We start from the raw sequence: 23,260 nt of genomic DNA, 5'->3' as shown, positions 1-23,260 counted from the left end.
TCATTATTTAGAAGTTTGCACCTTCTTCAAATATTGATTCACACCCCTAGGCATGAACACGTGAAACCTAGAACGGCCGTTTTTGACAGTTGCACTCTGCTGGGTCTTAGTTGCGGGTTAATTGCTGAAGCTGGTCTTTCTTGGGCTAGAATTGGGGGTGAATGGGCAGCGCGTGCGCGGAAAGTGTGTTTACTGCTAGAGGGTGGGTTAATCGCAAATCACACCTAGCTTCGCCTGTATCTCTAGTAAGGGGTCTATTTGGTTACCAGACATGAAGCGACTGCTACGGACATGGTGGGGGCAAATGCCGAGGCTCCGAACTGTTCGTTGGGTCTAGTATGTGTGTGAACGGCGCGACCCTACGATTCGCCCTGAAAGCATCGTTTAGGGCTAAGATGTGGGTTTCTTGTTTTCCGCTGTGAAACTGAGGGGGCAGTCAGTCACCCCAAATTTGGTCTGCCATCAGCATCCGAAATGGGGCTTGTATGTGGGTTGCTGTGTCACAACCTCAATTGCACCAGAGCCGCTTCTGTCTTTGCTGGGTCTTGTGCAATCCTGATTACGGCGTTCCGGTTGACGCCCGTAGCTTCGGCGATCTGCGAATTTATCAACGAATGCGTCAAAACTCGTAAAGTCGGCTGAAACCGGCGTGGTTGATAGCCAAGAAGTCTAAGCTGGCAGGGCCAGTAAAAAAAGCTAACTCGCCATTTGGTCTTGTTTAAAAAGGGTTGAAGCAGTGCGTCGCATGAACATTACGCAACCATTCATAGTGGCATTGCTGCTTGCAATGCCTCCGGTAGCTACCAACGCGCAAACGGCGTTCTTGTCGGCGGAGGCCTCAGACCCGAACGTTATGGGGTGGATGCAGGGCTTTCCTCCACCGGAAGACAAGCTGATAACGCAGCCCGACTCGAACTACTTCAGTTTCCCAAAGCTTCGCTGGTCGGTCTGTCATCTGAGAGAGTTCCTGCCCACGGAGGAGATCAGCCGAGGCACGGGCGCACCTTTGCCGCTCACCTACCCCGCACCAGCCGAGTTCGCCGATCTTAGGTCGGAAATTGACGCACTTTCCTTCATACCGATGAACGACGATGAAGAGATGACTTGGGAAGAGTCGCTTTACGCGAACTACACAGACGGCATGCTGATAATCCACGAGGGTGAGGTTGTTTACGAACGCTACTTTGGCTGCCTTGAGGAAGACGGCAAGCACGCCATCATGTCGATGACCAAATCCATCACGGGGTTGTTGGGTGAAATTCTCGTTGCTGAAGGCGTGCTCGACGACACGCTCCTCGTCCGCGATGTGATACCTGAGATTGGGGACAGCGCCTTTGCCACCGCAACAGTGCGCGAGGTCATGGATATGACCACGGGTGTGAAATACTCCGAGGACTACTCCGACCCGAACGCAGACATCTGGCTCTATTCCGCGGCGGCGAGTCCGTTGCCAAAGCCTGAAGGGTATGAGGGGCCAAACGGTTATTGGGAGTATCTTCAGCAGGCGCAGTCCGATGGCGAGCATGGAGCCGAATTTCACTACAAGACAATCAACTCCGATATGCTCGGCTGGATGATCAGTCGTGTGACCGGAAAGGCTGTAACCGATCTGGCGTCAGAGCGCCTCTGGCGTCGTATGGGAGCCGAAATGGATGCCTACCAAACTGTTGATGGCAAGGGCGTGCCGTTCGCGGGTGGAGGCGTGACGGCGGGGCTTCGCGATCTGGGGAGGCTGGGTCAGCTTTTGCTGAACGAAGGGGTGGCTAGTGATGGCACGCAGCTATTTCCTGCCGATGTTGTTAAGAAAATCAAAGACGGTGGCGATCAGTCCAAGTTTGGCGGCTTCCCAACCATCGAAAACGGCAGCTACACGAGTCAATTCTGGGTCTTTCACAATGATCATGGAGCTTTTGCTGCCCGCGGGGTGCATGGCCAAACGATATACGTAGACCCAACCGCCAACATGGTTCTTGTCCGGCTTGCTTCTTACCCGCGCGCACAGAACGGGTTTATCGATCCAACATCGTTGCCAGCGTATCAAGCTGTTGCCGAATATTTAATGAGCAGAGGCTGAGATGAGCTTCCTTAGAAACACATTCATCGGGGTTCTTTGTAGCTTTCTGCTGCCGGTCCTAGCTCTGGCACAGAACGAACAAACAAATGAGAATGGGGCCTCGGAGTTTGCGGATGAAGTCGTGAGTGCAACCATCCCGGTGGACGAACTCGCTCACCTACTTATCCCACTAAAGAAAGAAGAACTCGAACCTCTGGCCGGACAATGGCTCGACTTGGTGCAGGCTGAGACTCAGAAGATCGCGGAACAACAGGTGGCGCTGCTTCGCAACCCTGAGGCAGCCTCCGATGCCGCCTACCAAGAGATCGCTCGCATGGTGGAAGCACGCGCATCGGTGTTCGAACGTTATACGATGGTGGTGGACGCATTTGAGAGCAAGGGAGGCGACCCCGCACTTGTAAGTGATTTACGAACCTACCGCGACTCTGTGTTTTTAAATGAAACACTATTGGCGAGTCCTCGTGCTATCTTCTTCGCTTTCTTGAACTGGGCAACACGGCTCGATGGCGGCCTATCAATTGCAAAGGATATTGGCGTAGTCTTGCTCTCTTTCCTCGCACTCCTATTCGTCGCTCGCGCCGCACGCGGTCTGGCTCGGAAGTGGGTCGGTCAGGTGCCCGCCATGTCGAGCCTTTTGGAAACTTTCTTGGTTGGTGTGGCGTTTTGGCTCGTGATTACAATCGGGCTGTTGATTGTACTCGCAGGCCTCGGGGTCAACATCACGCCTCTCTTCGCCATGATCGGTGGTGCTTCCTTCATCTTGGCGTTTGCCCTCCAAGATACGTTGGGCAATCTCGCAAGTGGCCTGATGATCATGATCAACCAGCCGTTCGACGAGGGGGACTACGTTGACGTTGGCGGTGTGAGCGGAACTGTGAAATCTGTCAGCGTCGTTGCGACGACGGTAGTTACACCAGACAACCAAGTAATCGTCATTCCAAACAAGAATGTCTGGGGTAACGTGATCACCAACGTAACAGCGAGCGATACTCGCCGGGTAGATATGGTCTTCGGGATATCTTACGAAGACTCGATACCTGAAGCGCTTTCCGTCATTGAGAGAGTGGTCGCGCAACATCCTGCGACGTTGGATACTCCTGAACCAACCATTCGCGTCCACCAACTCGCCGACAGTTCTGTCAATTTCATCTGTAGGCCTTGGGCAAAGACCGAGGACTACTGGTCAGTCTATTGGGATTTGACACACCAGATGAAGGAAGCTTTTGACGAGGCCGGAATCTCAATACCTTTCCCTCAGCAGGACATTCATGTGAAGTCGGATGCCGCTTAAGCCGGTCTGCAATCATAAACCTAAATGGGTCTTGTATGTGGTTTGCGGTATCACAACCCCCACTTTGCCAGTGCAACCTCTGCCTTTGCCGGGTCTTGCGCTATCCCAATGACGGCATTTCGTTGACGCCGGCGGCCTTTGCGATTGCTGAATGTTCCCGCGCCCCCGTCAAGCATCGCTATCACCTGCTCAAAGCTTTTCCTATTAAACGTCGGCTTGCGCAGGAAAACCCTTGAAGGTCGTTCTCCTGTAGAAAGCAAGTTGGGGCTGTGGGACTGACCACGCAGTTGCTGCTTTTTGGCTTGCTCAGGCTCTTGAACGAGGGATGCATTCGGGACATCTTCGGGGATACATGCGAGAATGCCCAAACGTTTTCTTGTTATTTTTCAAAGGGATAGGGAATTGAAAACATCATCCTGGACGCCTGCCGACGGAGCCAAATATTTCAAGGGCTTAGCACTATCTTGCTGAGGCCTTTTTTATTTTTTGGCTCATTTTAGGCTCAGAAATAATCAAGTTCTAGCATGCGAACGTATGTTCGGCAGTTGGGTTCCGCCGCTATAAAATTTGATCGTGAACTTTAAAATGGTTACGCTAGCGGTGCTTGGGCTTTCATAACCCTAGGGCATCGCGATGCTCTTCAAGCATAGAGAGATCGTGATGCGGATACTATCGAAAAAGCGGGTGAAGGAGTTGGTCTTGTACTCGCCTTAACATATTGCACGTCTGGAAAAAGCCGGGAAGTTCCCTAAGCGGATACGATTTGGGCCTAACAGAGTGGGATGGGTCGAAGACGAAATACTAGAATGGCTTCAGCCCCGGCTTAACAATAGATAGCCTCTTACGTCGCTTCCAGTTGGGAGCAAAGGGTGGCCGGACGTGCACAGTTCGGCCACCTAATTTCTGGGTGTGGTGGAAATAGCAGTCTCGATAACAACGGCTCAAAGCCGCCGCTGGCCGATGCACCCGATGCCGCGAAGCAGCTTTCGCATTGCCGCCATTCGTGCATGGCGCAGCATTTTCATTCGGCGAGTGACCGACACGCGGGACGAAGTTGACGTTGCCAATGTCCAACTGAATGGCTGCTTTCCTGCTCGGTTGGAGCGGCTGTTATTACCGGTTGCAAAGACTCTGGCCTAATTCGGAGTGACCATAAAGCCGGTTTAAGCCAACTGGCTTTGACACCAAGCGCAGCCGTCGCCCACTGCCTAAGCCCTTGATCCTCTGAAAGGAGCAGTAAACCATTATCCACTCGACAAGATAGCCTCGATTTCTGAATTGGTTTCGTCTTGGCGTTGGCCCGGTTGGAATTCTTCACGGTAGAGCAATGTCAGTTGTAAGAGATGCAATGGACTGAGCCCCTGCCGAATGTTGAAAACGGATATTGGCCAATCAAAAAAGATGCCACCGTCCAATTTTCTTTGATCTATTCCAAATGCATTGAATATTTTCTCAGATATACATCTACGTATTGAACGATCAGATATATGCTTCTTGATCCAGATAAGTGAGGAAATCTGAACTGTCATAGACAATTGGTGAAATTCAAAAGCCAAACTTTGCGGATGCACGGTATGCAGACCGCAAATATGACAGCCCTTTTTCCTAAATTCGAGAGATATGCCGGTTCAAATGTTTGTTTCGAGGACACGTTTTGTGTCTCGCTTTTTGCACCGTCTTGCCATATTTTGGCGGCAATTCCTTCGACCAGTGACGATCACGTGCAAATTGTGAAGAAAAAAGTCAATGTTTTGAGAGGTTAAGCCCTATGTCGAGTCAAACTGACGATGTCGTTGCGTATCTTGCGGGCGAAGCTGGCCCATGTCCTTCCAACGGGTCACCCATTTGTCTTTGTAAGACTTTGGAGCAAGCGTCAGAGGTTGGCGAGACAGCCGATACGGATGGTGATGGGTTTGCGCTTCAGATTAATCTTGTCGACGTGAACACGGGCGATGTTCTGGGACAGTTGTCGGATTTCGGAACGATAGGTCGCGGTGCTTTTGAGGAGCGTGGCTTTGAACTGCAAGTTCAGGCGGTGGGTCCGCGCGCGGACTTTGCCGAGAACATTCAGGTCCATGTCGCGCAGTTAATGCCGAATGGAGAACCCGCCGAAACGAGCCTATTTGAAATTGGTGACACGATCCCGTTTTCGACTTTTCAGGACGGAAGTGGTCTCGATGAGAGCGTCTACCGGATTAGCGCAGAAGGGGCGGCGCGCGGTGGCAAAGAGGCGTGGTTGGAAGAAGTACACTTTAGTGTTGTTGAGGATCTTGAACCTTATCTGGGAGGGGGGTCTGATACTCCTGAGAGCGACGTCGTCGAACAGCTGGCTAGTTTGCGCGATGAGGAAATCGCGGACTACGGTCCCGCCGACGCCCGCCCCGAGACGCTGGATCTTGACGGTGATGGAGTCGCGATTGAAATCCATGTGCGCGACGCGCTTACGGGTGAGCTGGTCACGACCGTTAGCGATTTTTCCGTCATCGACGCCAGCTTGTTTGACAGCGGGCGATTTACGCTTGAGGTGGCGGCAGGCGGTCGCGCGGCGAGCGAGGTTGAGTTTGACCGCTTTGTCTTTGAACGGATCAACAAAAACGAAGTTGTTACAGAGACTGAGTTTAAACAATTTCGGTTCCGCAACGAAGTGAGTAAGGACTTCTTCGAAGATGATGGTGTTCTAGATGAGGGGCTTTACCGGATCCGATATGAAGGGCTGGCGGACAACGAAATTATTGGCCGCGAAGTCATTACATTTGCCGTGGTCGGTGATTTGGCGGAGCACGTTCCCGAAGAGGGTCCACAAAGTGAGCTGATCACGCATTTGCAGGAGCTGCGTCATGAGGCTTTGCATGGGCATCACGACGATGGCGGACATGGTGGTCATACCCAAGATATCATTAAGGATAACAACGCTTTTCTGATGGCGATGGGCGAAGGAAGCCGCATCGAAATCCATGCGGCCGATGCGGCAAAAGACAGCTGGACCACCCTTGCGCGCACCGCCGAGGCTGGATCAAACCGCCTGACGGTGGAAGAGCAGACCGGTTGGGAAATTGGCGACCAGATCGCGATCACATCATCCGATTATGAATATGAGCAGGATGAGACGTTTACCATTACGGATGTATCAGCTGACGGGCTAACCTTCACACTCGATAAGCCATTGGTTTACATGCACTACGGCGAGACCGAGACTGAAGGCAACGGCTTGGATGGCGAGGATTTTCGGGAATGGGAGATCGACGAACGCGCTCAGGTCGCACTGCTCAGCCGCAATGTCAAAATCCAAGGCGACGAGGATGCGCATGAGGATGGCTATGGGGGTCACACCATGGTCATGCGCGGTGCCGAGATGCATGTCTCTGGCGCTGAATTCGCCAAGATGGGGCAGGAAGGGATTCTAGGCAAGTACCCACTTCACTGGCATCTGCTGGGTGACGCAGGCGCCGGGCAATATGTCGCCAACAGCTCGATCCATCATTCCTTCAACAAGGGCCTCACGGTGCATGGCACCAGTCACACTTCGGTATCTGACACCGTCGTTTTCGACACGATTGGTCACGGGTATTTTCTGGAAGACGGTTCGGAAACCGGCAACCTGTTCCAAGGCAACATCGCGTTTGGCCAGCATATGGCCTCCGAGGACGAAGCGATTATTGCATCGGATATCCTGAATGTGTCCAGCTTTTGGATCACCAACCCGAACAATGATTTCGTCGGGAACGTTGCGGGTGGCAGTGCAGACGGCGGATTTTGGTATGCCGTGGGCAGTGATTTCACAGGCGCCTCGACAGGCATGGCGCTATTTGACGACCTCACCAAGCCGAATGTTTCTGAAGCCGGTTTGTTTGTGGATAATAACGCCCACTCAAGTTTCTCTGGCCTGTTTCGAACGAAGAACCCGGATCAGGAATTCTATGGGTTCCACAATAGCACGTATGAGCTTGAGGTTGATGGCTTCAACGCTTTTCGCAATTTCAATTGGACCGTGGATTTGGGTAAGGCAGAAGGCTACACTCAATTTTTCAACTCGACGTTTGGTGCCGCGATCGAGGGCCTGAACTTTCAGGAAAACACGTCGATCCATGGATCGCTGTCTTATGCAAGCAGTGGTAACCTTGGCAACCCAAACAGTGCTGCTGAAATCGCCGCTGGCCGGTCCTTTGCCGATGATGATGCAAGACCAAGCGATGCGCTCAAGGGGCTGGCGTTTTATTCAGGCATCTTCCACCTGACTGATAGTCATTTTGCAAATTTCGAGGGCGACGAACACATCGCGCTCAGTTCCAGCCGCGGCACCGGGATTACAAACTATGTCAACGGCGTCACGACGGACGCGGGCTTTGTTGCGGCCGAAGACATCTCCTTTCCGCTCACCGGAGGGTTTCGGTTTTCACGCGGGATCTACGATGAGGACGGGAGCCTTTCCGGGATTGAGGGCGCTTGGCTGACCGATGGGGCCTTGGCCTCAAATTCGAGCGCCAACTCCTATATCCATCCCGATTTTGACGCGCATGTCATCATGGATGCCCGGCTGGCTTTTCTGACCGAGGCCGGGACAGAGGGCAATGACGGTCCCTCCAGTGTCGTGCGCTATGATGCGGTTGATGGGCCACGCACCGACGGTGATGCCGGGAATGGCACCTTTAACCAGCTTACGGTGATGGGTGATGGCAATGACTACGTGTATGTCTATGACTTCGGCGACCGCGCGCTTGAGGACGATCAGAACCACATTTCTTTCGATGCAGCGATTGCGGGCGAATACGTCTTTATCGAAAGTCCCAACGCAAACGAAAACCACGCTGTGCAGGGCGCGATCCGCGTGGACTCTTTCGATCAGCTGAAGGTGTCGCCGGTCAAGGCGTACTACTATGAAGACGGGCGTATTTTCACCAAACTTCACGTCGGTGATGGCACAGGCACCGACGATGCCCCGAACCGACTTAACTATGTATTGCGTGACATACCCGACGATATCACGAGCGTGCCCGACGTCCCTTATACACCGTTGAAATACAGTGACGCAGAGTTGCAAAGTTTCCTGCCAGACACAACACGGCCTGAGCTGAGCAATGTGGAGGATCGCACGGCCCATGATCTTGAGGGGAAAGCCCTTGCGACCTCGGATACCGTCGAGATCCGCGCCAATGATCCACGCTGGTCAGATGAAAACACCTGGAGCGGTAGCGTTCCGGATTCCGACAGCATCATTGTTATTGGCGAAGGTGAACGGGTGATCCTTGATCAGGATGTGACCGTCAAAGCAATCCTCGTCCATGGCGGTGAACTGATTGTCGAAGACTTGCAGGATTTGTCACTGTCGGCCGATTGGATCCTTGTCAATAATGGCGGGCTGTTTCAAGTCGGGACCGAGGAGCATCCACACGTCCACGACTTTGTTCTGACGCTTGAGGGGGATGACCCGGGCAATGATATCAATGTCGGCGCGCTGCTGCGGGGTGAGCTCGCGGAGGTTGTATTTACGTCCTATGAGGTTCCTGCGGGCACCAACGCGTCCGAGATCATTAACGGTGGTCGAGATGATGACGAGATCAATGCGCTCGGCGGCGACGATCAAGGCAACGGCGGCGCAGGTGATGACACGATCCTAGCGGGCTGGGGCGATGACAGCTTTTGGGGTGGCACCGGCAATGACCGGCTTTTTGGCGGCAGCGGCAATGATTTTCTGTCGGGCCAAAGCGGCGCGGACTGGATTTCCGGTGGTCTGGGTAATGACGAGCTGCGCGGTGGTGCCGGCAACGACCACGTTGCGGGCGGTGCCGGACAAGATCAGGTCTTTGGTGGCGATGGTCACGACATACTTTTCGGCGGTGAGGGTGATGACGTTCTTGTCGGTGGTAAAGGCAACGACCAGCTTATCGGCGGCGCGGGCGACGATGACATTGCGGGCGGTCTCGGCCAGGACATCATTCGCGGGCAAGATGGGGACGACTTTCTGGACAGCGGCCAAGGTGAAGGGATCATTTTTGGCGGGAGCGGGAATGATGTAATTTATGCGGGTGATCAGGATGATTACGTCGACGGCGGTGTCGGTAATGATGATATAAATGGTGGCGGGGGCAGAGACATCTTAGTCGGCGGTGCGGGCGACGACAGGATTGAGGCCGGCGACGGGTTCGACATACTGCGTGGCGGTATCGGCGATGACGGTCTTTACGGAGAAGTTGGCGCCGACTGGCTGTTTGGCGGTGACGGTGACGACAGGTTGTTTGGCGGTGACGATAAAGACCTTCTGCGGGGCGGCCTCGGAAGTGATTATCTGAACGGTGGCGCCGAAGATGATATGTTTATTTTCGTGGACGGGAATTCGTCTGTCGCGGGTGCTGCCGATGTAATTGACGGAATGGACGGTGTTGGCGCGGCCGGGGGCGATCTGATCAACCTGCGGAAGATCGATACGGATGCCAGCGTGTCAGGCGACCAATCCTTCACTTTTCTTGGTGTGCAGACCTACGGGGATGGAATGGCCTCTGGCACCGGCGCGCTCTGGTTGATGGACTTTGGCGATCAAACCCGGGTGTTCGGAAACATTGAGGGTTTTGGTTCGGGCGGTACTTATGATCTGGTGTTTTCCGTTCGTATAAATGATGGCGCGTCGGTGAATGCGGCTGACTACACTGCCAACGACTTTGTTCTTTAAGATTTGCGCGAGGATTGCTGTCAACAGAGGCACTGTCCAATCTTACACCAGCGTCCGTGCCAATTGTAGTGCAATGGTTTCAAGTCTTGATTTGCAGCATTACAAAACCCGCTTAATGCGCAAAGCCGACATCTACAAAACTACAATAAGGAGCCTTGCGCGATGGCAAAGATGCTGCTGAAACACCGTCGCGGGAAGGCAGCATCACTCCCGTACATCTGCGCGAAGCTTAGGCTGAAAATCAAAAAGACAAAGTAAGCAGCAAATGCCAGTTTCAAGCCCTGAATGTTGCCTCTCCGGTGGCATAACCCCCTGTAAGTACAGCCCCTTTCTTTTATTCACCACAAAGTTCCATCTTTGCAGCTGGTACGTCCAACCGGCCATTCGCTACAACTACAAAACTTAAGGCTGATCGAACTCACAGTCTGCGGGACAAAGCTACCGCCATCGGATATTGGACACTTTAAAACCGGAGAGAGCCGTTCTCATCTTTCCAAAAGCTCAGAAGGGCGTCTTTCGATGCTCGGCAACCGACACCTTTCCGTCTTCTCTCTCTCTCATCTTTTTTTCCTCCGTTTTTTTTGGGGGGGGGGTGCTCATAAAAACTTGGAAGCTTTGGAGTTCCGACCACCTCAAGGCTAAGCATGTGGTGTTGAAACTGGTGTTTGCAACCAAACTAACAAATGCCCGGAATGAGAGTAATCAAACCGCAAAAACCATATGTGTCTTATAGCGGTCTGCAAGCCCAGATAAACGCGACATAATTCTCCTATGCTGCCTCAAGACGGCCTAAGGCATCCCAATCAAAACCAGGGCTTCGTCCAGTCCTGAAACCGGTTCACAAATGAGAATAACCTAATAGAAACCAAACTCACGCAAATCGTGGTAGACAAAACCCGCCATGACCAAGAAGCAGTTGCACAGGTCTAAGATGCAGACATCCGTGGCCTGCGTGTCGTCAGTCCACCGTGCCTGAACCTCCTTTGGCAACCACGATCCACGCGCAAGACCTTCTTGGCCATCGCGGCATAGAAGGTGATCGGCAAACCCGCATCCATGCCCAAAGGATCAAACGGGCAATGGAAGCCTTGGGTTGGACCTTTCGTCGTAGTGTTCGCACCGTAAATCGCGTCGGTATTGCTCTACCAAATCGAAAGGCACCCCAGATGATTTCAGGATGTATTTTCAAATCAAATTCAACTGTTTAGTTGCTGGCATACTGCGTGTTGTGGTCAAAGACCCTATGTAGAGTTTTCCATCATCAGTTCTAATTCGCTTGATGAAATTGCCTGTTTGGCTTTCGGCTGATGTCGGCTCTGGGTAAGTAGCTTTGATGTTATAAACCGCCCGGCCATCGGCTAGTATGAGGCGTCAAATTGAATGCAGGCAACCAGATCGGAAATGTTAGGCATTTTTCATCTACGGTATTTCAGACTTGCGCTCTAAGACTGCGAACCCGCTCCGCAGACTTCATATAGCGCAAGCCATTGATTTACAGTATAATTTGGTGCGGGCGGTGGGAGTCGAACCCACACGGGCATACGCCCAACAGATTTTAAGTCTGGTATGTCTACCATTCCATCACGCCCGCATCAGACGCCGTCGACAATTACAAGCTCCAGTCCGACGCCAGGACTGGAAATCCAGCGCTTCTCGTCATCAGGTTTGGTAAGAATTTTATGACCTACACGCAAGGGTTTTATTTCCCCCCTGATGGTCAAAATATACAATACCCCGACGCGCACCAGAACGAGACACTGCGCGGTTAAAACGGGTTAGATATCTTTTCCTGCGGGCGCCAATGGCCCGCCTTCCAGAAGCAAAAACCGCTCTGACAACCACGGATTGTTTTCAAGCGCCGAGAGTAATTGATCACGCGCTTCATCGGTGCGCCCGAGATTCATCAACGTTAAGGCGCGACCAGACTGCGCGGCCACGTGCGAGGGCGATAACTTCAAAGCCTGGTCTAGATCGACGAGTGCGTTCTGATAATCTTCACGCAAAAAGTGGATGTAGGCACGCTGGTTGAATCCCTCCGCGTAATTCGGGCAATAAGCGACCAATTGCGAAAATTGATCCAAGGCACCAACAAAATCAAAGATTTCACGGTGACGCATGCCCCGGTCCAAAACCTCTTGGGCCGCTTCATCCGGCGCGCGCAACCAGACTTGCCACATCTTGTTTGAAACCTCCTGCCCCGCCATGTCGTTTGGGGCCGCGCGCGCCTGATCAAAGAGCGCTTCCATTTCGGAGGAGTAATCAACGGCTGCGGGACAGGCCGCGAAAAGGGGGGTGGCGCAGATGGACAAGAGAATTGCGATACATTTCATGCGATGCAAGGTGGCACACATCGCGCGGCGGTCAAGTGGTCTCTGCCAACATCGTTTCCTTCACAGCTTCCATGGCGACGTAAGTGGACGTGCCGGCAACATGTGGCAACATCGAGATGGTCTGCCCCAGAAACTGGCGGTATCGCGACATGTCACTGGTGCGCACTTTCAGCAAATAGTCGAAATTGCCTGCAATCATATGAGCTTGTTCGATTTCAGGGACCTTTGCGACGGCCGCGTTGAAAGCTTTCAGCGCGTTCTCGCGGGTATCGCTTAGTCGCACCTCGACAAAAGCCACGTGGTCGAGACCCAGTTGAATTGGATCGAGCAAAGCACGATAGCCAATCACAATGCCCGTTTGCTCGAGACGCCGCAGCCGGGCCTGGGTCGGTGATTTGGACAATCCAATGCGCTTGGCAAGATCGGTAATACTGATACGCCCGTCCTCTGCCAGCACCGAAAGAATCGAGCGATCAAATCGATCCAGACTGATTTTATCACTTTGCTCATTTTCATCACTGATTTTAACCATTTCGACCTCCCAAGCCGTCAACTTCAGTCATTATGACTTCAAATTTCACTGTACACTAGGAAAAATCTTTGTTGGAGGCTTAAAATGGCTCGCGATATACCTGTCTCTTTGCGTCATCAGATCGATTCCGGCACCTATGCCGATCCAGAATCCGTATTGGAGGACTTGATTGCCTCGGCGCAGATCACGCCGGAAAAGAGGCAAGCGATCAGCGCCAGCGCTGCGCAGTTGGTGCGCGATATTCGGGGCACGACCGCTCCCGGTCTGATGGAGGTCTTTCTGGCAGAATACGGGTTGTCCACGGATGAAGGTGTGGCTTTGATGTGTCTGGCCGAAGCCCTATTGCGGGTGCCCGATGCGGATACGATAGATGCCCTGATCGAGGACAAGATCACGCCATCCGATTGGGGGCGTCACCTTGGGCATTCCACTTCTAGTCTTGTTAATGCCTCAACCTGGGCATTAATGCTGACGGGTCGTGTGCTGGATGATGATCAACCCGGCCCGGTGCGCCATCTGCGTGCGGCCATCAAGCGTCTCGGAGAGCCCGTCATCCGGACTGCTGTCAGCCGTGCCATGAAAGAAATGGGGCGCCAGTTCGTTCTTGGAGAAAACATCAACTCCGCCATGGAGCGCGCTGCAAACATGGAGAAAATAGGGTTTACCTATTCCTATGACATGCTCGGTGAAGCCGCGCGCACGGAAGCGGATGCCAAACGGTACCACCTCAGCTACAGCCGAGCGATTTCCGCCATTGCAACGGCTTGTACATCACCCGATATCCGCCGCAACCCGGGCATTTCTGTCAAACTGTCCGCGCTACACCCGCGTTATGAGGTTGCGCAAGAAGACGCAGTGATGACCGATCTGGTACCGCGACTACGTGCGCTGGCACTTTTGGCGAAATCAGCCGGGATGGGATTGAATGTCGATGCCGAAGAAGCCGACCGGCTGGCCCTGTCGCTGGAGGTCATCGACCGCGTGATGTCCGAGCCCGCCCTCTCGGGTTGGGATGGCTTTGGCATTGTCGTGCAAGCCTATGGCCCGCGCGCGGGCACTGTCATCCAAGCGCTATATGACATGGCCGAACGCAATGACCGCAAGATCATGGTACGTCTGGTGAAAGGCGCTTATTGGGACACCGAAATCAAACGCGCTCAGGTCGAAGGCATCGACGGGTTCCCCGTCTATACGCAAAAAGCAGCGACGGATGTGTCCTATATTTGCAATGCAAAGAAACTGCTGGGCATGACCGACAGGATTTATCCGCAATTTGCCACCCATAACGCGCATACGGTTGCGGCCATCTTGGAAGTTGCGGATGATCCCGAGGTTTATGAGTTTCAACGCCTCCACGGCATGGGGGAAACGCTGCACAAACTGGTGATGGCGCAAAACAAAACACGCTGTCGGATCTATGCCCCCGTGGGCGCGCACAAGGATTTGCTGGCTTATCTTGTGCGACGTCTGTTGGAAAATGGCGCGAATTCCAGTTTCGTGAACCAGATCGTGGATGAGAACGTCCCCCCGGAGTTCGTGGCCGCAGACCCGTTTGAGATGCTCGCGACAAGCCCTGCCCCGCACATACCAAAGGGCCCTGCCCTTTTCCTGCCCCTGCGCGCCAATGCCAAAGGGTTCGATCTGGCGCATACGCAAACCCTCGATAGAATCGAAGCAGCACGTGGGGCGTTTGCAGCGCATACATGGGCAGCAGCACCGTTATTGGCCGGACAGGTCGATCCGAAGGGACAAAACGTTCATGTCACCAATCCCGCCAATTCAGACGACTCTCCCGGCACCGTGCAAAACGCCACGGCCACGGATGTTTCCGAGGCATTCGCCCAAGCCGAACAGTGGTCGGCACCCCTTGTTGAACGTCGTGCTATCTTGTTGCGAGCAGCCGATGTGATGGAAGAGCGTTACGGCGAGTTGTTCGCACTTTTGGCGCGCGAGGCCGGCAAGGGTCTGCCGGATTGTGTTGCTGAATTGCGTGAAGGCGTTGATTTCCTGCGCTATTACGCAGCGCAAGCCACCAATACACCACCCGCCGGTGTGTTTGTCTGTATCTCGCCCTGGAACTTCCCATTTGCGATTTTCTGCGGTCAGATCACGGCAGCACTCGCCGCTGGGAACGCTGTTTTGGCCAAACCGGCAGAGCAAACCCCTCTCGCGGCGCATTTCGCCGTTTCCATCCTGCACGAAGCCGGCGTTCCACGCAGCGCTTTGCAGCTTTTGCCCGGTGCTGGCGATGTGGGTGCGATGCTCACTTCTGATCCCCGCGTGGGCGGTGTGGCCTTTACCGGCTCAACCGCGACTGCCTTGCGCATTCGCGCCTCAATGGCTGAAAACTGCGCGCCCGGCACCCCGTTGATTGCTGAAACTGGTGGCCTCAACGCCATGATCGTGGACAGCACCGCCCTGCCCGAGCAAGCCGTGCAGTCGGTGATTGAAAGCGCCTTTCAATCCGCTGGTCAACGATGCTCGGCGCTGCGGTGCCTCTATGTTCAAGAGGATATCGCCGAAGATTTCACCAAAATGTTGACCGGGGCGATGGATGCATTGCGCCTTGGTGCGCCGTGGCATTTGTCCACGGATGTGGGTCCGGTCATTGACGAGACCGCGCGCAAAGGCATTGCAGATCACATTACAATCGCACGTGCCGAGGGCCGTATTCTTGCCGAGCTTGCAACACCCGAAGGGGGCACATTCATCGCGCCGACCCTGATAAGGGTCGCAAGCATTGCCGACCTTGAGCGTGAAGTTTTTGGACCGGTGTTGCATATAGCGACATTCAAATCACATGAATTGGACAGTGTGATTGATACGATCAACGCGACCGGGTACGGGCTGACCTTTGGCCTGCACACCCGGATCGATGACCGCGTGCAACATATCTCAGAACGGATTGAGGCGGGTAACATCTATATCAACCGCAACCAGATTGGCGCGATTGTTGGCAGCCAACCCTTCGGCGGGGAAGGCCTTTCAGGCACAGGACCCAAAGCAGGTGGACCAAACTACCTGCCCCGCTTTTCAGCACCTGATCGTGAAACATCTGATGATATGTGGGAGGGCGGCGAAACGGCGCTCCCAGCTTTGCGATATGCCGCGCACGCCCCGCAGATGACGCAAAGCCTGCCCGGCCCTACCGGCGAATCCAACCGCCTGAGCGCCCTGCCGCGCCCGTCCTTATTGTGCATGGGGCCCGGTGCGAAGACAACGGCCACACAAGCCCGCGCTGTCGAAGCCCTCGGCGGCATCGCGGTCATGGCGACCGGCACCATTGATCCTGCGGATCTGACCAATGGTCCCGCCTATGGTGGTGTCTTGTGGTGGGGGGACGCGGATACCGGGCGCGCCATTGAAGTGGCGCTTGGCAAACGCACAGGCCCGATCACGCCGCTGATCCCAGGACGGCCTGATACAGCGCGGGTGCTCTCAGAACGCCATGTCTGCGTCGATACAACCGCTTCTGGTGGCAACGCGGCCCTTCTGGGTGCAGCAACCTGACGCATCCGACCCCGGCAATTCACCTGCCGGGGTCACTTGACGGCGCTCAACCGATCGCCCAGCGTGCGCCCATGTTTCCGATCCGAGACCATAACCCCTCCGGGCGCACGCCTTATGTCACCTACATCCTGATGGCGGTAAACATCGTCATTTTTCTAAGCTACTTCAGTATTATGCAGGATGCGCGGCTGATCAATGCGTTCTGGTCCAACTGGGCGTTGATCCCGGCACGTCTGGATGCGGGACAAGGCACTTACACCCTGTTCACGTCCATGTTCCTGCACGGCGGCTGGATGCATCTGATCGGCAATATGCTGTTTTTATTTATCTTTGGTGACAATATCGAAGATGAAATGGGGCATATCCGTTATCTGGTGTTTTATCTGGTCGCGGGCGCCGCAGCGGGTTGGATCCAATACATCACAGCCCCCACGTCAATGGTCCCGATGGTCGGGGCCTCTGGCGCCATCGCGGGCGTGATGGGGGCTTATCTTTTGCTTTTCCCAAAAGCCAAAGTCGATATTTTGATCATCTTCATCGTGTTTTTCCGCATTTTCCCAATCCCCGCATGGATCATGCTGGCCGTCTGGTTTGCGCTGCAGTTTGTGGGGGGCATCGGCACCGATCCGGACGCGGGGGGTGTTGCCTATTGGGCGCATGCCGGTGGATTTGTCGCAGGCTTGGTCCTGGCAGTCCCACTCTGGCTCAAACGCGGGGGGCCTGCGTTCTGGGACCGCACGCAGGGGCATCCACCGCATCCGCAAGCGCAGTATAGATTGGTAACAAGCAGCATCCCAAAGGCGGGCCGGCGCAGCAAGTCACGCGGACCTTGGGGTTAATCAGCCACGTACCATTTTGGCCAGGGGCGAAAACAGCGCCTCATTGGCGCAAATAATCGTACCGTCCTCGACGATGTTGCCAGAGGGATGGATGGGTTCCGCCAATCCGCCCGCTTCACGTACGATTATCAAACCCGCCGCAATATCCCACGCATTCAAGCGCCGCTCCCAAAACCCGTCAAAACGGCCCGCCGCCACATAGGATATATCCAGTGCTGCAGCACCCCAACGACGAATGCCTGAACACACCGGCGCGATCCGCGCCATTTCCTTGAGCGTGTCGGGCAAATCAGCTCGGCCGCCAAAGGGCAACCCGGTGGAAAACAGGCTTTCAATCATCTTGGAACGACCAGAAACGCGCAAACGGCTTTCATTCATCCAAGCGCCCGCGCCTTTTTCGGCAAAGAACATCTCGTCTTTGGCCGGGTCAAACACCACGCCCGCCACGATCTGGCCTTTGTGCTCCAGCGCAATCGAAACCGCCCAGTGTGGCAGCCCATGCAGGAAATTCGTCGTGCCATCCAGCGGATCCACAATCCAGCGGCGCGTCGGGTCCTGGCCTTCCTCGCCGCCACCCTCTTCGCCAAGCCAACCATAGGTCGGGCGCGCGTCCATCAAATCTTCTTTGATGATTTTTTCGGCATTGATGTCGGCACGGCTGACAAAGTCGCCTGCACCTTTCATGGACACCTGAAGGTTTTCAACTTCGCGAAAGTCTTTGACCAGCGAACGACCCGCGCGGCGCGCAGCTTTGATCATGATATTGAGATTTGCACTGCCAACCATTTGACGGTCTCCGGGTGGGGGATAAGGCTGGCCGTATAGGTGCAGAATTCGCCCTTGCCAAGGGTTAAGCACCCTCGCGCCAGCCTGCGGCGTAATTATCTCATAGATCGGACAGCCAGGCCGTTATGCCGCCTGCGATTTCTGGCCTGAAATACGCGATCATGCGACCCTCAGGGTCGGCTGTGGCATCATCTGCCCAAGGGGCGACGCCATGCAAGGCCAACCGGTGCACCAACATTGCCGATCCAACATCGCCATGCACGGGCACGCGCGGGCAACTTTCGAACACTAGCCGACGCGCATTTTGGTAGATTTCGGTCACATCCAATGCGCTCGCGTCCTCCGGAGACAAACCTGCAAAAGCACTTTGCAAAGCCGTGCGCATGATATGGTGACTGCCCTCCCAAACGACCAACGGCGATGCAGTCTCTGACGCCGTTGTAAGCGGAACCCCAATGATGAATGCATGTGGCTCCTGAACAAACCGGCGTTTGGGTTCACCCAGACCGATAATGCCATCCACATGAGCGGCATCCCGGTTCTTGCGATACCGAAACCCAGCATCGTTTTCACCAGTGCGCGGTTTGGGATATCCCGGGTAAAGCACCGAAATCTGTGCCTTGTGCAGCGCGGGCCACCCGCCGTAATACCTTTTCACGAATTCTACGGCTTCGCCTTGCAGGGGTGCGCCGCCCCGGACACGGCCCATTTCGTCATTGGGCAAGGCATCCAGGCCAACAAACCATGTACCTTCACATTGGTGAAGGTGTTCGTTTTCAGCGGCTTGCACTGCGATCTTAGCGTGATCTTTGGCGTGATCCGCCCATGTCATTAAAGGGGGTTCCGGTGGAAAACACGCCCATCCTTTTTCAAAGAAATCACCCCGCATACGCCGACCTCAACACATGTCTGCAGTTAGTTTTTTTACGCATCACATCAGCCAACATGACGTAGCGGGTCGTTTTGCGTGATTTGCTCCAACGCCGTGCGCACAAGTTCCGTCCCCGCGTCCGTTTTATGAGCGCCTTCCGACAGGATACGGCGCCACGCCCGCGCACCGGGGCGCCCGGTGAACAACCCCAACATATGACGGGTGACCTGCCCCAATTTGCCACCCGCGCTAAGGTGTGCCTCGATATAGGGCAGCATTTCCAACACGGCGTCTTCAGGTTCCACCCGGTGCCCTTTACCGAAAATGACCGGGTCCGCATCACACAGTATGGCAGCAGGATCATGATATGCAGCGCGCCCAATCATCACCCCGTCAAGCCCGGCATCCAAAAAAGCCTGAGCCTGCTGCAACGAAGTGATCCCACCGTTGATTGAAATATGAAGATTTGGGAAAAGACCCTTCATGCGCATCACCAGATCATAGTCCAGAGGCGGAATATCGCGATTTTCTTTGGGGCTGAGGCCTTGCAGCCATGCTTTGCGCGCATGAATTGCGACGCGTTCACATCCGGCCCCGACCACGTGAGAGAGAAACTCTGGTAAAGCCACTTCGGGGTCCTGATCATCAACGCCGATACGGCATTTGACCGTGACTGGCACGGACACGACAGATTGCATAGCAGCGACACACCGCGCCACTAACGCAGGTTGTTCCATGAGTATGGCTCCGAAACACCCCGATTGCACCCGATCAGACGGACAACCGACGTTTAGATTGATTTCGCAGTACCCCGCCTTCTCGCCAAGCATCGCCGCTTGTGCGAGTTCTCGTGGGTCTGAGCCCCCGAGTTGTAATGCAACGGGATGCTCGCATTGGGAATATTCCAATAAGTGCAATGCGTTACCACGCACCAGCGCCGCAGAAGTCACCATCTCAGTGTATAGCAGAACGTGTTTGCTCAACCGCCTGTGGAGATACCGACAATGGCGATCTGTCCAATCCATCATCGGCGCAATAGATAATCTAGCGTGTTGATTTATTTGCATTTTTTGTGTATCTTCAAACTGTTGGCGGCGGATGCTGCTACGCTGGAATACGCCCCAATATCCCCGAATTTGCCCCTCTACGACGACTCATTGCACACACAGCGCACACGAAAATGGCCTCCATCACCAAGCTTCCCTCCGGAGCCTACCGGGTCCAGATCAGACGAAAGGGCCGCTACGCGAGCGAGACGTTCCTCCGCCGCGACGACGCCCATCGTTGGGCCCGCCAGGCGGAGACCCGGGTCGATCAGGGGCTGGCGCCGAACAAGTCGTCCGTTTCCCGCCTCCAGACCTTTGGCGACCTCATCGATCTTCATATAACCGATATGTGCGAGGTAGGGAAACCGCCGCGTCGCAGCAAGGCCGCCACGCTCACGACGCTCAAGCGCGATCTGGGCAAGGAGAAGATCGGGCACCTCGACCGGCAGAAGCTGATCGACTACGGCAAGATGCGTGCGGAGCAAGGTGCGGGCCCGGTCACTCTCGGCATCGATATCGGCGTGATCAAGATGATCATCACCCATGCGGCGGCTGTGCACGGGCTCGACATCTCTCCGGAACCCGTCGATCTGGCGCGCGTGGCGCTCAAACGTCTCGGCCTGATCGGCAAGGGCACAGAGCGGGATCGTCGCCCTACCACGGACGAGTTGAACCGCCTCTTCCGCTGCTTCGATGACAACGAACGCCTGACCCTGCCGATGACGCGGATCGTCAAGTTCGCGGTGGCCACGGCCATGCGGCTCGACGAAATCTGCCGCGTCGAATGGACCGATCTCGACGTCGACCGCCGGATGCTCATGATCCGCGACAGGAAGGACCCGCGCAACAAGACCGGGAACGACCAGCGGATCCCACTCTTCGCCGCCACGGGGTTCGATGCCTGGGCATTGGTGACCGAACAAGCCAAGGAACTCGGGCACGCAAGGGGCCGGATCTTTCCCTACAACTCGAAATCGGTCGGAACGGCCTTCCGGCGCGCCTGCGTCGAGGTCAGCGTGAAGGACCTGCATTTCCACGATCTACGCCATGAGGGCACAAGCCGCCTGTTCGAGGCCGGCTTCGCCATTGAGCAAGTCTCGCTGGTCACCGGCCACAAAGATTGGAAAATGCTGCGCCGCTACACCCATATCCGCCCGGAAACGCTGCACCGGCTCGCCGCGTCGCGCGCCCCTTCCCCGCTCGAGACCCGCGCTGCGGAGCGACCCGAGAGTCAGAGGGGAGCCGTCCCGGCCCGTGACGGGTTTGGAGGTCGAGAGAGAGGCTTTCGGCCGCCCGTCGCGGGAGAAAACCCATGAATACCGAAACTATCGATGCCGGGCGTGACATCAGCGGCGGCTACAAGGTGGATGTGTCGCGCGGCACGAATGTAGACCGCGTGTCGTCGGAGTGGTTCTCGCGGCCGGATGACGAGCGGTATCTGTCGCTCGACGATCTCTTCGCCTCGGTCAAGGGACGGGCGGAGCTCAGCCGGACGCGCACGGTGGAAAGCGCGGCGATCCGGGTCGAGGCGCATCGCGACGATCCGGAGAAACTCGGGCTGGTCCTGCCAGGTGCGGATGAGCCGATTGCACCGACGCATTGGAGTTTCGGCCAGCTCTCGAGCCTCGTCGGCGCGCCCGCGGCCTATCTGCGGCAGCTGCCCGCGCCGCTGGCGGGGATCAACCTGCAATACGGCCTGACCAATAACCGGGCCGAGCAAATCAAGACCATGGAGGTCGCGGATGGCCGCACGGAACTGCGCGCCGTGACCGGCCCGGATTATGGCCGCATCTACGACCACGAACTGGTCTCCGCCGTCCAGCGCATCGCGGGCAACGGCATTGACGACACGCGCTGGAAGGTGCCGGGCGTGCTCGACTGGTCGACGGGCATCTACAACCCGCGCGTGGACGTGACGAAGGAGACGACGACGCTATACGCCTCCGACCGCGACGTGTTCCTGTTCCTCGTCGACGACCTCAACCCGATCGAGGCGGGGCAGCTGCCCGACGGCTCGCCCGACCTTTATTTCCGGGGGTTCTATTGCTGGAACTCCGAGGTCGGCGCCAAGACTCTCGGCATCGCCAGCTTCTACCTGCGCGCGGTCTGCCAGAACCGCAACCTCTGGGGCGTCGAGGATTTCCAGGAGATCACGATCCGGCACTCGAAATACGCGGCCTCCCGCTTCACGCATGAGGCCGCCCCGGCGCTCAGCCGCTTCGCCGAGTCCTCGCCGGCGCCCTTCATCGACGGCATCCGCGCGGCGCGGGAGAAGATCGTCGCGCGGTCGGACGAGGACCGTCAGGACTTCCTGCGCAAACGCGGATTCTCGAAGGCGGAGACGGGGCGGATCGTCGAGACGGTGCTGGCCGAGGAAGGCCGCCCGCCCGAGAGTGTCTTCGAATTCGTTCAGGGGATCACGGCGGTGGCGCGCTCAAAGCCGCAGCAGGATGCGCGCTTGGTGATGGAGGGGAAGGCGAAGGCGTTGTTGGAGAAGGTCGGTTGAGAAGCCTTTGGCGACGGCTTGCTGATAAGCCGTCGCCATATATTGAAGAATGCAAAGGGGACCGGCCCACGGCGCTTTGACTGGAGCGCTTTCAGTGCTTTCGACTGCGCTTAAGCGTTGCCGGCTCGGAGGACACCGGCCTTTCCAGGATACTGTGCTTTCGGGTTTTGGCGCCAGACGAACTCCACAGTAACGGGAATGCGATGCTTATTGGCAAGTCGATCGACCTCTTTCCATGCATCCGCGGCTGACTGACCCTGAATCGAGATCCCAAGCTCCGGATAGTACCGATAGCCCTCTTCCTCATAGCTGGAAGCCTTTGCCGGAATACCCAGTTCCCGAACCAGCTTCTCACCTTCGAACCCTTTGGACTTCAATCCTGCAATCATCGAGTTCAGGATTGAGGCCCATTTCGGATTCTGGATCAGCTCTCCGTCGATAGATGCTTTCATCGGCTTCGTGAATGTAAGGCTTGGTGCAGTGTCAAATGTCAGTACGCCATCATCCGAAATCTCGGATGTTTCCAGCACTTCATAATCACGTTCCATACCAAGCTGTTCCATCGCCTCTTGGACGATGCGATCGATTGTTTCACTTGGCGACTTGGTTCCGAACCAGACTTTGAGCGTGCTGATATCGGCAAACGTTGCGTCATTGATCCTAACTACGGGCATCATGGCCATCTCCTTTAGTTCCAGTATAGGTAATATGTAACATTTATTCTGATGCGCGGTCAAGAGAATATGTTACATATTTTGAGGGGGCGATTGAGAGTCAGAGGGGTGCCGGGTTTTCCGTGACGGGTTTGGAG

At 55.5% G+C, this 23,260-nt stretch carries 14 protein-coding genes and 1 tRNA gene; 8 read left to right on the top strand and 7 right to left on the bottom strand.

Annotated features, from left to right (window positions below):
* The first annotated feature begins 745 nt into the window (after window positions 1–745).
* The 4 genes from R8G34_00195 (at window position 746) to R8G34_00180 (ending at window position 10,029) form a co-directional block, all read left to right on the top strand.
* Window positions 746–2,074 (top strand): serine hydrolase, encoded by a 1,329-nt coding sequence (locus R8G34_00195; GenBank protein ID MDW3221306.1) that lies wholly within the window; start codon window positions 746–748, stop codon window positions 2,072–2,074.
* Window position 2,075: 1 nt separating this feature from the next.
* Window positions 2,076–3,365: a mechanosensitive ion channel family protein gene (locus R8G34_00190; protein ID MDW3221305.1), complete on the top strand. Its 1,290-nt coding sequence runs from the start codon at window positions 2,076–2,078 to the stop codon at window positions 3,363–3,365.
* 717 nt (window positions 3,366–4,082) lie between these two features.
* Window positions 4,083–4,202 (top strand): AlpA family phage regulatory protein, encoded by a 120-nt coding sequence (locus R8G34_00185; protein ID MDW3221304.1) that lies wholly within the window; start codon window positions 4,083–4,085, stop codon window positions 4,200–4,202.
* 931 nt (window positions 4,203–5,133) lie between these two features.
* Window positions 5,134–10,029: a G8 domain-containing protein gene (locus R8G34_00180; protein ID MDW3221303.1), complete on the top strand. Its 4,896-nt coding sequence runs from the start codon at window positions 5,134–5,136 to the stop codon at window positions 10,027–10,029.
* 1,505 nt (window positions 10,030–11,534) lie between these two features.
* On the opposite strand, the gene R8G34_00175 is transcribed toward R8G34_00180, so the two are convergent.
* The 3 genes from R8G34_00175 to R8G34_00165 all read right to left on the bottom strand — a co-directional run bounded on the left by R8G34_00175 (window position 11,535) and on the right by R8G34_00165 (window position 12,891).
* Window positions 11,535–11,620: transfer RNA gene (locus R8G34_00175), tRNA-Leu, on the bottom strand.
* Between the two features lie 184 nt (window positions 11,621–11,804).
* Window positions 11,805–12,359 carry a tetratricopeptide repeat protein gene (locus R8G34_00170; GenBank protein ID MDW3221302.1) on the bottom strand — a complete coding sequence of 185 codons (555 nt, stop codon included), beginning with the start codon at window positions 12,357–12,359 and terminating at the stop codon, window positions 11,805–11,807.
* A 31-nt stretch (window positions 12,360–12,390) separates the two neighbouring features.
* Window positions 12,391–12,891 carry an Lrp/AsnC ligand binding domain-containing protein gene (locus tag R8G34_00165; GenBank protein ID MDW3221301.1) on the bottom strand — a complete coding sequence of 167 codons (501 nt, stop codon included), beginning with the start codon at window positions 12,889–12,891 and terminating at the stop codon, window positions 12,391–12,393.
* A gap of 84 nt (window positions 12,892–12,975) precedes the next feature.
* On the opposite strand from R8G34_00165, the gene putA reads away from it, so the two are divergent.
* Both putA and R8G34_00155 read left to right on the top strand, forming a co-directional pair.
* Entirely contained in the window at window positions 12,976–16,401 is a 3,426-nt protein-coding gene (gene putA, locus R8G34_00160) for a bifunctional proline dehydrogenase/L-glutamate gamma-semialdehyde dehydrogenase PutA (protein MDW3221300.1), read from the top strand.
* 71 nt (window positions 16,402–16,472) lie between these two features.
* The gene (locus R8G34_00155) at window positions 16,473–17,240 is read left to right on the top strand and encodes a rhomboid family intramembrane serine protease (GenBank protein MDW3221299.1); all 768 of its coding nucleotides are present in this window, start codon (window positions 16,473–16,475) and stop codon (window positions 17,238–17,240) included.
* Here the strand turns inward: R8G34_00155 and R8G34_00150 are convergent, their stop codons facing one another.
* The 3 genes from R8G34_00150 to dusA all read right to left on the bottom strand — a co-directional run bounded on the left by R8G34_00150 (window position 17,241) and on the right by dusA (window position 19,964).
* Window positions 17,241–18,026, bottom strand: a complete 786-nt coding sequence (locus tag R8G34_00150) for an inositol monophosphatase family protein (GenBank protein ID MDW3221298.1) — start codon at window positions 18,024–18,026, stop codon at window positions 17,241–17,243.
* Between the two features lie 100 nt (window positions 18,027–18,126).
* Complete coding sequence (locus R8G34_00145; GenBank protein MDW3221297.1) at window positions 18,127–18,858, bottom strand: hypothetical protein; 732 nt, start codon at window positions 18,856–18,858, stop codon at window positions 18,127–18,129.
* A gap of 104 nt (window positions 18,859–18,962) precedes the next feature.
* Window positions 18,963–19,964, bottom strand: a complete 1,002-nt coding sequence (gene dusA / locus R8G34_00140; GenBank protein MDW3221296.1) for a tRNA dihydrouridine(20/20a) synthase DusA — start codon at window positions 19,962–19,964, stop codon at window positions 18,963–18,965.
* Between the two features lie 113 nt (window positions 19,965–20,077).
* Here dusA and R8G34_00135 point away from each other — a divergent pair, with 113 nt between their 5' ends.
* Window positions 20,078–21,259: a site-specific integrase gene (locus R8G34_00135; protein ID MDW3221295.1), complete on the top strand. Its 1,182-nt coding sequence runs from the start codon at window positions 20,078–20,080 to the stop codon at window positions 21,257–21,259.
* Window positions 21,256–22,449 carry a DUF932 domain-containing protein gene (locus R8G34_00130; protein ID MDW3221294.1) on the top strand — a complete coding sequence of 398 codons (1,194 nt, stop codon included), beginning with the start codon at window positions 21,256–21,258 and terminating at the stop codon, window positions 22,447–22,449. Before R8G34_00135 ends, R8G34_00130 begins: the two co-directional genes overlap by 4 nt.
* Window positions 22,450–22,559: 110 nt before the next feature.
* On the opposite strand, the gene R8G34_00125 is transcribed toward R8G34_00130, so the two are convergent.
* Window positions 22,560–23,126 carry a hypothetical protein gene (locus R8G34_00125; protein MDW3221293.1) on the bottom strand — a complete coding sequence of 189 codons (567 nt, stop codon included), beginning with the start codon at window positions 23,124–23,126 and terminating at the stop codon, window positions 22,560–22,562.
* Window positions 23,127–23,260: the final 134 nt, after the last annotated feature.

The organism is Paracoccaceae bacterium, from assembly GCA_033344815.1.
Lineage (GTDB): Bacteria > Pseudomonadota > Alphaproteobacteria > Rhodobacterales > Rhodobacteraceae > Roseobacter.
This window is presented reverse-complemented; position numbering and strand designations above follow the sequence as displayed.

Bases quoted from the DNA above. Each gene is read 5' to 3' on its own strand.
- R8G34_00195 (MDW3221306.1), top strand. From the start codon at position 746: ATGAACATTACGCAACCATTCATAGTGGCATTGCTGCTTGCAATGCCT.
- R8G34_00190 (MDW3221305.1), top strand. From the start codon at position 2,076: ATGAGCTTCCTTAGAAACACATTCATCGGGGTTCTTTGTAGCTTTCTG.
- R8G34_00180 (MDW3221303.1), top strand. From the start codon at position 5,134: ATGTCGAGTCAAACTGACGATGTCGTTGCGTATCTTGCGGGCGAAGCT.
- R8G34_00170 (MDW3221302.1), bottom strand. From the start codon at position 12,359: ATGAAATGTATCGCAATTCTCTTGTCCATCTGCGCCACCCCCCTTTTC.
- R8G34_00165 (MDW3221301.1), bottom strand. From the start codon at position 12,891: ATGGTTAAAATCAGTGATGAAAATGAGCAAAGTGATAAAATCAGTCTG.
- putA (MDW3221300.1), top strand. From the start codon at position 12,976: ATGGCTCGCGATATACCTGTCTCTTTGCGTCATCAGATCGATTCCGGC.
- R8G34_00155 (MDW3221299.1), top strand. From the start codon at position 16,473: ATGTTTCCGATCCGAGACCATAACCCCTCCGGGCGCACGCCTTATGTC.
- R8G34_00150 (MDW3221298.1), bottom strand. From the start codon at position 18,026: ATGGTTGGCAGTGCAAATCTCAATATCATGATCAAAGCTGCGCGCCGC.
- R8G34_00145 (MDW3221297.1), bottom strand. From the start codon at position 18,858: ATGACATGGGCGGATCACGCCAAAGATCACGCTAAGATCGCAGTGCAA.
- dusA (MDW3221296.1), bottom strand. From the start codon at position 19,964: ATGCAAATAAATCAACACGCTAGATTATCTATTGCGCCGATGATGGAT.
- R8G34_00135 (MDW3221295.1), top strand. From the start codon at position 20,078: ATGGCCTCCATCACCAAGCTTCCCTCCGGAGCCTACCGGGTCCAGATC.
- R8G34_00130 (MDW3221294.1), top strand. From the start codon at position 21,256: ATGAATACCGAAACTATCGATGCCGGGCGTGACATCAGCGGCGGCTAC.
- R8G34_00125 (MDW3221293.1), bottom strand. From the start codon at position 23,126: ATGATGCCCGTAGTTAGGATCAATGACGCAACGTTTGCCGATATCAGC.